This window comes from Erwinia sp. SLM-02 (genome assembly GCF_037450285.1).
Lineage (GTDB): Bacteria > Pseudomonadota > Gammaproteobacteria > Enterobacterales > Enterobacteriaceae > Erwinia.
This window is the reverse complement of the sequence record NZ_JAQISN010000004.1, coordinates 74254-87582: the sequence shown is the minus strand read 5'-3', so window position 1 is coordinate 87582 and position 13329 is coordinate 74254. Positions and strand designations below refer to the sequence as shown.

General features: G+C 56.3%; 9 protein-coding genes. 4 read left to right on the top strand and 5 right to left on the bottom strand.

The features are described from left to right. Positions 1-29: 29 nt before the first annotated feature. Entirely contained in the window at positions 30-1355 is a 1326-nt protein-coding gene (locus PGH32_RS19685) for an MFS transporter (protein WP_314423957.1), read from the bottom strand. Between the two features lie 412 nt (positions 1356-1767). Here PGH32_RS19685 and PGH32_RS19680 point away from each other — a divergent pair, with 412 nt between their 5' ends. Together PGH32_RS19680 and mgtA are read left to right on the top strand one after the other, a co-directional pair. Continuing rightward, positions 1768-3297, top strand: a complete 1530-nt coding sequence (locus PGH32_RS19680) for a T6SS phospholipase effector Tle1-like catalytic domain-containing protein (protein WP_337894899.1) — start codon at positions 1768-1770, stop codon at positions 3295-3297. Between the two features lie 572 nt (positions 3298-3869). After that, positions 3870-6581, top strand: coding sequence for a magnesium-translocating P-type ATPase (mgtA, locus tag PGH32_RS19675; RefSeq protein ID WP_337895027.1), 2712 nt, complete (start codon positions 3870-3872; stop codon positions 6579-6581). A 649-nt stretch (positions 6582-7230) separates the two neighbouring features. Here mgtA and PGH32_RS19670 read toward each other — a convergent pair. Beyond that, a complete protein-coding gene (locus PGH32_RS19670; RefSeq protein ID WP_337894898.1) occupies positions 7231-8439 on the bottom strand; it encodes an aldose 1-epimerase family protein in 1209 nt (402 codons plus the stop codon). A gap of 364 nt (positions 8440-8803) precedes the next feature. On the opposite strand from PGH32_RS19670, the gene PGH32_RS19665 reads away from it, so the two are divergent. Next, positions 8804-10054, top strand: a complete 1251-nt coding sequence (locus PGH32_RS19665) for a valine--pyruvate transaminase (protein ID WP_337894897.1) — start codon at positions 8804-8806, stop codon at positions 10052-10054. Between the two features lie 38 nt (positions 10055-10092). Here the strand turns inward: PGH32_RS19665 and ibpA are convergent, their stop codons facing one another. Next, positions 10093-10512 carry a small heat shock chaperone IbpA gene (gene ibpA, locus PGH32_RS19660; protein WP_314423946.1) on the bottom strand — a complete coding sequence of 140 codons (420 nt, stop codon included), beginning with the start codon at positions 10510-10512 and terminating at the stop codon, positions 10093-10095. 300 nt (positions 10513-10812) lie between these two features. On the opposite strand from ibpA, the gene PGH32_RS19655 reads away from it, so the two are divergent. Further along, positions 10813-11172, top strand: coding sequence for a YceK/YidQ family lipoprotein (locus tag PGH32_RS19655; protein ID WP_337895026.1), 360 nt, complete (start codon positions 10813-10815; stop codon positions 11170-11172). Here PGH32_RS19655 and PGH32_RS19650 read toward each other — a convergent pair. Together PGH32_RS19650 and yidA are read right to left on the bottom strand one after the other, a co-directional pair. Then, complete coding sequence (locus tag PGH32_RS19650; protein WP_337894896.1) at positions 11153-12418, bottom strand: DUF3748 domain-containing protein; 1266 nt, start codon at positions 12416-12418, stop codon at positions 11153-11155. The two genes, PGH32_RS19655 and PGH32_RS19650, sit on opposite strands and share 20 nt — an antisense overlap. A 12-nt stretch (positions 12419-12430) precedes the next feature. Beyond that, entirely contained in the window at positions 12431-13240 is an 810-nt protein-coding gene (yidA, locus tag PGH32_RS19645; protein ID WP_314423942.1) for a sugar-phosphatase, read from the bottom strand. Positions 13241-13329: the final 89 nt, after the last annotated feature.

The window sequence follows — 13329 nt, the reverse complement described above, 5'->3', positions numbered from 1 at the left end:
CACATCAGGCGGCATAGCCGCCAGAAGGATTAATCAAACAGGGATTCGTGACGCGTTTCCCGGCACTTAATCAGTGCGAGCAGCGTCAGGAACGCCATCGAAGCCAGATAAACGCCGACGTAGAACAGGCCGTAAGTGTGCGCTAACCAGGTAGCGATATACGGCGCTACGGATGCGCCCAGAATCGAGGACAGATTGTAGGAGAACGACGCCCCGGTATAACGCACTTCGGTCGGGAACAGCTCCGGCAGCAGCGCACCCATCGGGCCAAAGGTCAGGCCCATGATGCTCAGTCCGCACAGCAGGAACGCCATCACCAGCGCCTGATTACCGGAACCCAGCATGGAAGGGAAGATCAGCGCAAAGGCGATAATCATCAGGGTGATGACAATCATCGTCTTGCGGCGGCCAAAGCGGTCGGCCAGCATGCCGGCAATCGGCACCATCACGCCAAAACCAATCACCGCCACCATCAGCATCCACAGGAACGTATTGCGTGGAATGCCCAGCCCGTTCGGTGCCGCGGTAGTGCCATAGGTCATGGAATAGACGGTCATAATGTAGAACAGGGTGTAGGTCGCCAGCATGATAAAGGTGCCGAGAACCGTGGCACCCAGATGCTTGCTCAGCAGCGTACCGATTGGCACTTTAACCTGCTTCTTCTCTTTCTGGACTTTGGCAAAGACCGGGGACTCATGCAGCGAGACGCGAACATACAGACCAATCAACACCAGCACCGCTGAAAGCACGAACGGAACGCGCCAGCCCCAGTTCATAAACTGCTCATCGGTCAGCAGCCAGGAGAGCAGCAGGAAGGTGCCGTTAGCAAAGAAGAAGCCGATCGGTGCGCCGAGCTGCGGGAACGAACCGTAAAGCGCGCGCTTTTTCGCTGGCGCATTTTCGGTTGCCAGCAGGGCAGCACCGCCCCACTCGCCGCCCAGTCCCAGACCCTGACCAAAACGCGCCAGTGCCAGCAGCATCGGAGCAAACACGCCAATGCTGCTATAGCTCGGCAGCAGGCCGATGATCACGGTGGAGATCCCCATGGTCAGCAGCGAGGCCACCAGCGTGGCTTTACGGCCAACGCGGTCGCCAAAGTGACCAAACAGCGCCGAGCCAATCGGACGGGCGATAAAGGCGATAGCAAAGGTGGCCAGCGACTGCAGCGTAGCCACGGTGGCATCACCCTGCGGGAAGAAAATATGCGGGAAAACGATCACTGCCGCAGTGGCATAAATATAGAAATCGAAGAATTCGATAGCCGTACCGACCAGAGAAGCAACCACCACTTTACTACGGGAGTTTACGGGTGCTGCGTCTTCAGCGGCGATAGATGGAGCGATGGAGGCTTGCATAATTGTTTCTTTATTCTAATAAACGAAAAAGAATCTTACGCAGAGCTTTAATCGCATTCAATGGTGAAAGTGCGCACCGTTTTTATGGATTCAGCATGAAAAGAACATAATGTTTAATATGTGATATTTGCAGGAATATGGCAGGGAAAATGAAATGTTTTTTAGAGTTAATCACTAAAAAATCACAAATAAAAGTTAGCAGTCAGTGATAAATGCCGATCTTTGGTTAAAGAGTGAGCTTCAACCAGGGTTTTTGACTACTTTTCAGCTTCAACCTGTCGTTTTTTCTCTACGCAGGCCGTTTATTTATAATTTAAATCAATTAATACAGGCCGAATTTTAATTAAAATAGCTGTCCTGATGGCATAAAAATTCTGTAGTAAATATCAACAATCACCATGGAAAGGTTATTATGGATAATATTACCTGCAGTGGAAAAAATGTCTTACCTGAAAATCATTTCGCCCGCGTCAATATCCCTCCGGAAAGGGTGCTGTCGATTGGGATTTTTTTTGACGGCAGCGGTAATAATGCCGATAACACCCTGAAACGGCTGGAAATGGACAGGAAGGCTGACGAGGCAGAATCGCATCTGACAGGCGCCCCGGAGGCCCCGGGGCCCGGAGATCTTTCCCGCAGCAGTTTCGATAAGTATTTCACCAATATTTATCGTCTTTTCACGCTGTATCAGGCAAATACGGATGAAGCGAATGCTTCGCAGCAGGGAATATATATCAGCGGAGCGGGCACCCATTCCGGTCAGCCGGACGGTATTAGCGGGTTTGCTATTGGCGAAGGAAAAAGTGGCATTATTGCCAAAACGGATGAAGCGATTGCCGGACTGCCTGCTGCATTACGGCAGATTATCCGGCGAAGGAAAGAAAAAGGCCGGGTGTCGCATCTGATGTTTGATCTGTTCGGCTTCAGCCGGGGTGCGGCGGCGGCCCGCCACTTTGCGAATCGCATTATCAGGCGGGATCCGCCACTGATTGCCGCGATTGTTGAAGGACTGCGGGAGACGGGCGATGGCGAACTCCCCGTTCTCAGTATCCGGTTTCTCGGCCTGTTCGACGGCGTTGCCGGTATTGCCAACCTGGCTAACGGATTCGATCCCCACAGCCCACCCGACGGTAGCCTGCAGCTGGCGCTGTCACCGGGTATCGCTCATCGGGTCTTTCAGATTGCCGCCGGGCACGAGTATCGTTACAACTACAGCCTGCAAAGCGTTGCACCGGATTACCCCGAACTGACCCTTCCCGGCGCGCACTCGGATATCGGCGGCGGTTACAACCCGCGGGAAGAAGAGTATCTGTTTCTCACTCAGCCGCAGTTCACCACCGTCCCGATGGCGGTTCCGGACGATCTGACCGATGCGGTCAGCGCTGCACGCCGTCAGATGCGTGGCCTGCTGAAGATTTCGGCACTGGCACCGCTGCTGAATGCCGGAGCGCTGAAGGTTGAAAGCTGGCATGACGAGCGCCTGCCGCCCGACCAGCACGAACAGGCGCGTAAGCGGGTGGGGGCCGCCGTGGTATTTCGCCGTCGCCTGCACAACGACTGGGCGAAGATCGCGTTACGGGTGATGACCGATGCAGCGCAGGAGGCCGGCGTAACGCTGTCGGGAATCAATGAAGACGATCCTGAATTTAGCCTGCCGCCGGAACTCAGGCCGCTGTGCGAATTTGCCCGTGAACAGGGAAAACGGCTTCGCGGCGGTCAGTCACTACAGCCCTTCAGCCCCGAAATGCTGCATATTGCCGGGCGCTATATTCACTTTTCCGCACACTGGTGTGCAGTACAGGAGTCGTTTGTCTGGCGGGACGGCGGCTGGCTGACGACCGTATCGAAGGCGGTCAGACCTGAGGCAAAAATCAGCTATCCGGACCGCCCGGAGGAGAACTGGATGCGGACGATTTATCGCACTGGCGATGCCGTAAGCTGATGTTTTGCATCTCTGTTGATAAACAGTTTAGGAAAGAATCGGCAATTTCATCACGCCGCGTGGAATTTATTATATTTAAATCAGTTAGTTATTTTTATAACTTCTGTTAATCACCGTAATTAATCTCCGGGTTTACATTGCGTAGCCCGGCGATTAGAATCTCGGCAAATTACTAACGGAGCCTGCATTTCATTGGACAGTCACCCTTTACCTGAACATTACTGAAGGCAGGTCCACTCCGTTTATTGTGTGCCTGCCGTAAAAAACGGCGGGCCATGCTGCAACTCTCTTCCGAGCTGTTTCATCCCGTAAATCAATTTCATTCGATCTGGTCTTCGCCAGCGGCGCTGCTGCATGGCCGGGCATCAGGGCATCCCTCTGCTGTCGGGCGATTTTTGCTGCGCGCCAGCATAACCAAGGAGCACACGATGAAAGAACCTCCGTCACGAGAGAGGCGATGGCAGGATGAACCCGGGAGGATAACGCACTAACGTTTCGCGTCCTTTCCGTCTGCCTGCCACGCCTCCTTCCCTGAATTTACTGAAAAAACCTCGTTTGCAGGAGTCGTTCTCCTGCGCGTAAAAAAACTTCATTCAAGGAGCAGGCAGATGAAAATGCATCACGCTGACCTGAAAAAGGCGCGCGAACTGGCGATCGCCAGCGCAGCCACACGGAGCCAGGAACACACCCTCGCTCAGCTTAATACTCAACGCCACGGGCTGACTTTTGAAGATGCCGCTGAGCGCCTGGAACACTACGGCACCAACCAGGTCGCCAGCGAGAAAGCGCCGGCGGCCGCGGTACAGCTGCTTCAGGCGTTTAATAACCCGTTTATCTGGGTACTGACCGCACTGGCGGCAATCAGTTTTGTCACCGACTATCTGCTGCCGCTGAAGCGCGGTGAGGAGACCGATCTGACCGGCGTGATTATCGTGATGATCATGGTCAGCCTCAGCGGTTTGCTGCGTTTCTGGCAGGAGTACCGCACCAATAAAGCGGCGGATGCGCTGAAATCCCTGGTGCGCACCACCGCCACGGTGATACGGCGCAGCCATACGCACAGCGAAGCGGTAGAGATGGAAATCCCGCTACAGCAGGTAGTACCGGGCGATATCGTGCGGCTCTCGGCAGGAGATATGATCCCGGCCGACGTGCGCCTGCTGGCCTCGCGCGATCTGTTTGTCAGCCAGGCGGCGCTCAGCGGTGAAGCGCTGCCGATAGAAAAATATGACACGCAGAGCAGCCCGAATATTACCGGACCGCTCAACGAGCAGGAGCTGCTCAGTCTGCCCGGTATCTGCCTGATGGGCACCAGCGTGGCCAGCGGCAGCGCCACGGCGGTGGTGGTGGCAACCGGTGGACACACCTGGTTTGGTTCGCTGGCAACGTCACTGCTGGGTAAACGTCCGCAAACGGCGTTCGATCGCGGCGTGAACAGCGTCAGCTGGCTGCTGATCCGCTTTATGCTGGTCATGGTCCCGATCGTTCTGCTGCTCAACGGCTACAGCAAAGGCGACTGGAGCGATGCGCTGCTGTTTGCGCTGGCTGTTGCCGTCGGGTTAACCCCGGAAATGCTGCCGATGATCGTCAGCTCCAACCTCGCCAAAGGCGCCATTGCCCTTTCCCGCCGCAAGGTGGTTGTGAAAAAGCTCAATGCTATCCAGAACTTCGGCGCGATGGATGTCCTGTGCAGCGACAAAACCGGCACCCTGACGCAGGACCGCATCATTCTGTCCCACCATCTGGATTTGCACGATCGCACCGACGAGCGCGTGCTGCAGCTGGCCTGGCTGAACAGCCGCCATCAGACCGGGGTGAAAAATCTGATGGATAAAGCCGTACTGGCCTTCAGCCAGGGCAAGATGGCGGTCAGCAATCTGTGGCGATACCGCAAAATTGACGAGCTGCCTTTTGATTTTGAACGCCGCCGCCTGTCGATTCTTTTGGCCGACCAGAACCAGCAGCAGATGCTGGTCTGCAAAGGCGCGGTGGACGAAATGCTGGCGGTTTCCCGCTACTGGCGCGACGGCAATGAGATCCGCCCGCTGGATGATGCCGCACGCCAGCGCCTGCGCGATCAGGCCGAGAACTATAACCAACAGGGGTTCCGCGTGCTGGTGGTGGGCTGGCGGGATCTGGGTGACCATCCGCTTTCGCTACCGCTGAGCATCCACGACGAGCGCGAACTGATTATCAGCGGCGTCCTCACCTTCCTCGATCCGCCGAAGGAGAGCGCGGCGGAGGCGATTTCGGCGCTGCACGAAAACGGCGTGACGGTCAAAGTGCTGACCGGCGATAACGCGATTATCACCGCCAAAGTGTGCCGTGATGTGGGCCTGGAGCCGGGTGAACCGCTGTGCGGCAGCGAAATCGCCCGGCTCAGCGATGAGGAACTTTGCCTGCTGGTTGAGCAGCGCACGCTGTTCTGCCGCCTGACGCCGCAGCAAAAAACCCGCGTACTGCAGGCGCTGCAGCACAACGGGCATACGGTCGGTTTCCTCGGCGACGGCATTAATGATGCGCCGGCGCTGCGCGCGGCGGATATCGGCATCTCCGTTGATACCGCCACGGATATTGCCAAAGAATCCGCGGACATCATCCTGCTGGAAAAAAGCCTGCTGGTGCTGGAGCAGGGTGTGATGACCGGGCGGGAAACCTTCGGCAATATCATCAAATACCTGAATATGACCGCCAGCTCCAACTTCGGCAACGTCTTTTCGGTACTGGTAGCCAGCGCGTTTATTCCGTTTTTACCGATGATGGCCATCCATCTGCTGCTGCAAAACCTGATGTATGACCTGTCCCAGCTGGCGCTGCCGTGGGACAAAATGGACAAAGAATTTCTGCGCAAGCCGCGCCGCTGGGATGCGAAGAATATCGGCCGCTTTATGCTGTGGATTGGGCCAACGTCGTCCATTTTCGATATCACCACCTTCTGGCTGATGTGGACGGTGTTCGCCGCTAACAGCGTGGAAAGCCAGGCGCTGTTCCAGTCCGGCTGGTTTGTTGAAGGACTGCTGTCGCAGACGCTGGTGGTACATATGCTGCGCACGCGCAAAATTCCGTTTATTCAGAGCTGCGCCGCGCTGCCGGTGATGCTGGCGACCGGGCTGGTGATGATTGCCGGGATTTTGATCCCGTTCTCACCGCTGGGCCACGCCGTCGGGCTGGTGCCGCTGCCGTGGAGCTACTTCCCATGGCTGCTGGCGACGCTGCTGGGCTACTGCCTGGTTGCACAGGGCATGAAGCGTCTTTACATCCGCCGTTTCGGCCAGTGGTTCTGAGGGGGATAAGATGAAAAAAGATAATTCAGCGGTGGCGATTGTGTTGTTTTTTGTCGGGGTGGTGATTTTTTCCGGGGCGATACTGATGATATTTAGTGAATAGGGGGTGGGGGCACGGGTTGCGGGTGGGTTCGGGTTGCTGCACGTTCTGCGCATGGCTTATCGGGGTTATCCGGAACGCCTGTTTACTGAGGTGTTGCTGTTCAGGTCACGCCAGGTTTTAGTGCCTGGCGTATCGGGGCTGGCCGGAACGCGGACCCGCTGTCACATCCCTGTGCGCTCGGCCTCGCACCTCCCTGTGCTCGGACGGTCCGCTTATCCGGCCAGCCCCGATTGCCTACATGCTCTGGTGTTGCTGCTGGAACGACTGATTTCTTCTTGCAGCAACGCAATGAATTGAAAGGAGAACCGTTACGGGGCAGATAAGCCGGGTGTATGCCGCAGGGACGCGGCATCCAAGTCCCCAGGGATTGGGTTCACGACGTCCCGGCGTTCTGCCCCGTAACGGTCGCCGATGCTCAGATCCAGAAGCGATGAAAGCATCTCGTCACGTTAACCGATACACAAATCCAGAAGTGATAAGGGCCCTCGTCACATTAACCGATACACCATCGTGCAGCGAGAGGCCCTCCCCGTAATTTAGACGGGACTACTCCTTCGCGATTGGCGTCTCGCTAACCGCCACGGTTTCATCACCCTGGATTTTCTGCACCCGCTGCTCAACCTGCTGCACCGCGCTGGCATCCTTCAGCAGGGAATAAGTGAGCGTAAACTCGGTGCTCTGCCCCGGCTGCAGCTGCTTAACGCGCCCCTGTTCTTTCTCAATGGTCACCGGGTAGGCATAGTTCGTGCCCGGCTCAATCCCGGTAACGTAACCCTGCTTCTGCGTATCGGTGTTTTTCCACATGGTCAGCAGCGGCAGCTGTTTGATATCAAACTCGATCGATGCGCCCTTATCGCCCTTGCTGTTGATCACCGCGGCCACGGTTTTACCGTTTTCGTCGGCTTTTGGCGTGAGGTTAAACACCATCTCATCGAAATCTTTGGTCGGCGCGCCGTACACATTCCAGTCGTTCAGACCTTTCTTCGCGTAGTCGTTAAACGGCGAAACCGACTTCAGCGGCGCAATGAAGCGTGCGTCTTTCTCAAGGATCGGCGTACCAAAGTTACTGTGGTAGATAATCTGATAATCATGCGGATAGTCTGCGTGGTTGGTCAGCACATCATGAACGGTAAAGGAGTCAGATCCCGGCACGTAGCGCAGCTCGGTCCAGGTTTCGAGCTTCGCTTTTTTGAAGGTGGTTTCTTTCAGCAGGCCGCGGATACGGATTTCATGCGGCGCCTTTTCATCAACGATCACTTCCACTTTTGAAGCCGGGGTATTGCCCGCTTTACCGTGCAGCGTGTAGATCACGCCATCTTTGGTTACCGGGTGCCCGGTCCACTCAAAGCCGCAGCGCACCATCATTTCGTTAAATCCTTCCAGCCAGCCCAGGCCGTTGCGGCTTTCCAGATTGATATAAGCCGGATTAACGACCTCATCGACCGGGGAATCCCAGCCAAGGCGCACGCCGTGGCCGTTAACGTGCAGCAGATCCATGCCTCGCGTTGGGCTGAGGGCGATGGTCAGGCCATTTTTACTGGTGATGGTCAGCACTTTCGAGCCTTCCTGCTTGCCGCCGTGCAGAACTTTTTGCTGAATGCTGAAGTTCTCACCGGAAAGCTTCAGCTTCTGGCTGTTAACCTGCCAGTTTCCCTTTTCCACACTGGTTTCAGCATCCGTCAGCAGCCAGCTTTGTGCCGATGCCTGACCACAAATTAATGCCGTAATTACCCCTGCCAGAAGTCTTTTTTTCATCACACTATCCCTTTTGCTGAATTGATTTAGCTTTAACGTCACCAAGACTACAAATCAGCACGGAATAAAAATGTGACAGTCATCACCGGATGGACTTTTGGCCATTTTTAGTCGAATAAACGTGCTATTACTCACTAAAAAATGCATTACTCGATCGTTTATTTCATTTTTTATGCGACTCCGGGCTAACAACTCATCGTTTCAGACTTAACGATTCAGCCATTTTCTTCAGGGCCAGTGATAAATTGTTATCGCCCGCCGGGCTGCCCCGACCGCGTGCGATCCCTGCCGCTCGAAGATTGCATCGCACCGGTGCCAGCGTTAAGGTGGACACCCTCAGTGAATAACAAGTGATTAACAGGGTATGAGCTTCTCGGCTTTCGGTGACAAATTTACGCGCCATTCGGGCATTACGCGCCTGATGGAAGATATGGGTGAAGGCTTACGCACGCCGGGTACGGTGATGTTAGGCGGCGGTAATCCTGCCCAGATCCCCGCCATGAATGACTATTTCCATCAGCTTTTGCAGCAGATGCACGACGAAGGCAAGCTGACGGATGCGCTGTGCAACTACGACGGCCCGCAGGGCAAAAGCACCCTGCTGAACTCTCTGGCGGAGCTGCTGAGTAAAGAGCAGGGCTGGCAGATTTCGCCGAAAAATATTGCCCTGACCAACGGCAGCCAGAGTGCCTTTTTCTACCTGTTTAACCTGTATGCCGGGCATCGTGCTGACGGCCAGAAAAAGCGCGTACTTTTCCCGCTGGCTCCAGAATATCTTGGCTATGCCGATGCCGGGCTGGATGAAGATCTGTTTGTTTCTACCCGACCGAATATCGAAATGCTGCCGGAAGGCCAGTTCAAGTATCACGTGGACTTTGAGCATCTGCACATTGGCGAAGATACCGGCCTGATCTGCGTTTCCCGCCCGACCAACCCTACCGGCAACGTGATCACCGATGACGAACTGCTGAAGCTGGACGCGCTGGCGCAGCAGCATGATATTCCGCTACTGATTGATAATGCTTACGGCGTTCCCTTCCCGGGCATTATTTTCAGCGAGGCGCGCCCGCTGTGGAATCCGAACATTATTCTGTGCATGAGCCTGTCCAAGCTGGGCCTGCCCGGCTCACGCTGCGGCATCATCATCGCCGATGAGAAGGTGATTTCGGCCATCAGCAACATGAACGGTATTATCAGCCTCGCCCCCGGCAGTATTGGCCCGGCCATCGCGCATGAGATGATTCAGCGTGGCGACCTGCTGCGGCTGTCGGAAGAGGTGATTAAACCGTTCTATCAGGAGCGCGTTAAGCAGACGATTGCGGTGATACGCCGCTATCTGCCGGAAGATCGCTGCCTGATCCATAAACCTGAGGGGGCGATTTTCCTCTGGCTGTGGTTTAAAGATCTGCCGATTTCCACTGAAATCCTTTACCAGCGGCTGAAGCAGCGCGGCGTGCTGATGGTGCCGGGGCATTTCTTCTTCCCGGGGCTGGAGGCAGAGTGGCCGCATACGCATCAGTGCATGCGCATGAACTATGTTCCGGATAGCGAAGTGATTGAGCGGGGCGTGGCGATTCTGGCAGAAGAGATAGAGCGGGCGCGAAGCGAAGGCTAAACAACAGGGGCCGCTTAACGGCGGCCCCTGCAGAAGAATTATTTCAGGATTTCAATGCGGCGTGGCTTATTGGCTTCCGGCACCACGCGTTCCAGGTCGATGTACAACAGACCATTTTCAAGGCGAGCATCCCGCACGTGGACGTGCTCCGCCAGCTGGAATTTACGCTCAAAGTTACGTTCCGCGATGCCCTGATACAGATAGGTGCGCTGTTCCTGCTCTTCAGGGTGCGAACCGCGAACGGTCAGCAAATTGTCGTGTGAGGTGATTTCCAGCTCGCTTTCCGCAAAACCGGCCACGGCAATCGTAATACGATAGTGGTTTTCCGCCACCAGCTCCACGTTGTAGGGAGGGTAGCCGCCATTGTTTCCCTGTCCCTGATTAGATTCCAGCAGGTTGATCAGACGGTCGAAGCCAATGGATGAACGATACAGCGGGGCAAGGTCAAAATTACGCATGATTAAGCTCCTGAATTTCAGCGAGTTATTAAGGTTTCGGCTCTCCACAATGGACGAGTCGCTGGCTCAGTAGGTGCTGCCCTGTCGGCGCAGGTACCTCACTGACCGTAGTAGTAAAATGGTGACATCGGTGACGCTTTCAAGGGGAAGTTGCGATTTTTTTAACCCGATCGCACTGAATGTCATACACTCAGGGATGAGTTCGTCGGCCTTTGTGCCAGCCACCGCAGAGTGGACCGGGATCCCCCCGCGTTGACGACAGATCTCAGCAGGCTGCAACGACTGAAGGGATAGTAAATGATGAAGGCATTAAAGAAGTATACCGCTGCAGGATTGCTTACCTGCGCCTCACTTGGCGCAACCAGCGGCTGCTCAAGCGTCATGACACATACCGGCCCCAGTCAGGGCTATTACCCCGGCACCCGCGCCAGCGCCAGCGTGCTGACCGATGAAAACAGCAGCTGGGCGATGAAACCGCTGGCGGCGATTGATTTACCGTTCTCCGCGGTGATGGATACGCTGCTGCTGCCGTGGGATTACTATCGCACCGATGATACGGACTCGCCTCGCGAGCGCGTGCGCCGTAGCGAACAGCAAAACAGGACCGCCGAAGGACTGTCGCAGGCGGCCCCGATGGCCTCTAACTCACCGATGCGATAAAAATTTGCTGATACCCGTCGCGGCTGCGCAGGTAAGCAACGTGCTGCCCGTCGGGGGAAAAGACCACCGCATCCGCTGAGGGTGCGGTTTCACTGCGTGGGGTAATGCGGCGCAGTTTTCCCGTTGCCAGCGTACAGAGAGTCACGCTGTTATCGCAGATAAATGCCAGGCTGGTGCCGTCAGGGTGCCAGCTGAAGGCCGACTGAATATCGCTCTCCGCCCGCGTTACCTGTCGCGGCTCACCACCCAGTGGGGAAATCGTCCACAGCTGGACCACTCCGCTTTCATCCTTCATCAGGAAGGCAATAGCACTGCCGTCCGGGGCGCTTCGCAGCCAGTGTCGCGGCGTGCTGCTCAGACCCGGATAGCGCCGCTGGTGGGTAAAGGTTAAGCGCCGCTGCTGCACGCCGCGCGGCGGCGCAGGCAGCCGCGTCGCGGTGCCTTCCAGCGGCTGCGGTCCCGCCACGGCAAAATCGGCATTATTTTCCGGCAGATCGACCACGAAGACTTCGGCCACCTTCTCACCGTTTACCGCCAGCGTATCGCCTATAAAGGCCAGCGCCCAGCGCTGACGCTGCGCCCCTCGCAGGTAACCCCGGGTGCCAATCCAGCCCTCTTCATAGGCACGATTAATTTCATCGCTGCCCGGCCGCGGCGCTGCCGTCGTCTGGCTGACGAGCACACAGAAATGGCTGCCGTCGTATTCACGCGGGTGATTTTTGGGCGGGCAGACCGCGTGCAGCGGCACGGCAACGCCAACATTGCGTAAATCCTGGGTTTTATCCCACTCATGCACAACATGATCGTTATAGGTAAAGCTTAAGCGGCTGCCGTCCGGGCTGAAGACGTGGACGTGGGAACCGCCGCGCAGCGCGCCGGGCGTGAAGGGTGGCGTAATATCGCAGGCGTCCAGATTCTCAGCCACGCCGTGCTGGATAATCACCCCCCGCCGGTGATGAAAATCGTATTTCCACAGGCTGTCAGGATGCTCCGGGCCGTGAATGCACACATAGCGCGGCGGAAGATCCGGGCTGGCGGTCACGACGCCAACGTGGGCACCGTCACGCGCCTGATACAGCACCTCCACCGCGCCGCTGCTGACGTTGACCCGCTCAATAGTCAGACCGGTAAAAGACGCCCCGGAGGGGCGCACGTCATAGACCAGCCACTGGCTGTCGGCGGTCCAGACGTTAATATTGGTCAGCTGATGATGCCGGGGGGCGAAGGTGATCTGTTGTTCACTCATCGGGCAGTCCTTTTACAGAACAAATTTCTCAATAGCCACGGCCACACCATCTTCACGATTAGATGTCGTGACGAACTGGGCGATTTCTTTCACCACCGGAATCGCATTGCCCATCGCCACGCCCGTACCAACGAACTCCAGCATCGCCAGGTCATTTTCCTGGTCACCCAGTGCCATCAGCTCGTCGCGCTGCAGGCCAAGACGTTCCGCAAGAAGCTTAACGCCGGCGCCTTTGTTCACCTCTTTATTGAGGATTTCCAGGAAGAACGGCGCGCTTTTCATGATGGTATTACGCTCGTAAGCTTCAGCAGGAATACGGGCAATCGCCGCGTCCAGCCGCTCCGGGTCATCGATCATCATAATTTTGGGGAAGATAAGCGTTGGATCCATTTCCTCAACGGTGCGGTAGCGCAACGGCATTCCGGTCAGGCCCGCTTCGTGGACGGTATAGCGGCTGATATCTTTGTTGGCGGTGTAGAGGTGGCTCTGGGTCAGCGCCTGGAAGTTGACGCCCAGCTCGCGGGACATCTGCTCATAGTAGAGGTAGTCGTCGAAGGTCACCGGCACTTCGGCCACGCAGCTGGCATCATTCGCTTTTTGCACCAGTGCGCCATTGTTGGTGATGCAGTACTGGCCTTCTTTCTCCAGGCCCAGCTCGCGCAGGTAGCGCTGCACGCCGAGGAACGGCCGTCCGGTTGCCAGCACCACCGCCACGCCTTTATCGCGTGCCGCTTCAATCGCCGCCTTTACGCGCGGCGTCACTTCATGCTGCGGGTTAAGCAGCGTCCCATCGATATCAATCGCTATTAATTTAATCGCCATGCCACACTCCTTAGCTTCTGTTTTGTTCCATGCTAGCGCGATTCAGCGGGCGATCTCCAGCAGGTTGCACAGTTAGTTTTCAGGCAGAG

What these genes read in the sequence shown, in the direction of transcription:
- PGH32_RS19685 (WP_314423957.1), bottom strand. Translation starts at nt 1,355, where the DNA reads ATGCAAGCCTCCATCGCTCCATCTATCGCCGCTGAAGACGCAGCACCC.
- PGH32_RS19680 (WP_337894899.1), top strand. Translation starts at nt 1,768, where the DNA reads ATGGATAATATTACCTGCAGTGGAAAAAATGTCTTACCTGAAAATCAT.
- PGH32_RS19670 (WP_337894898.1), bottom strand. Translation starts at nt 8,439, where the DNA reads ATGAAAAAAAGACTTCTGGCAGGGGTAATTACGGCATTAATTTGTGGT.
- PGH32_RS19665 (WP_337894897.1), top strand. Translation starts at nt 8,804, where the DNA reads ATGAGCTTCTCGGCTTTCGGTGACAAATTTACGCGCCATTCGGGCATT.
- ibpA (WP_314423946.1), bottom strand. Translation starts at nt 10,512, where the DNA reads ATGCGTAATTTTGACCTTGCCCCGCTGTATCGTTCATCCATTGGCTTC.
- PGH32_RS19655 (WP_337895026.1), top strand. Translation starts at nt 10,813, where the DNA reads ATGAAGGCATTAAAGAAGTATACCGCTGCAGGATTGCTTACCTGCGCC.
- PGH32_RS19650 (WP_337894896.1), bottom strand. Translation starts at nt 12,418, where the DNA reads ATGAGTGAACAACAGATCACCTTCGCCCCCCGGCATCATCAGCTGACC.
- yidA (WP_314423942.1), bottom strand. Translation starts at nt 13,240, where the DNA reads ATGGCGATTAAATTAATAGCGATTGATATCGATGGGACGCTGCTTAAC.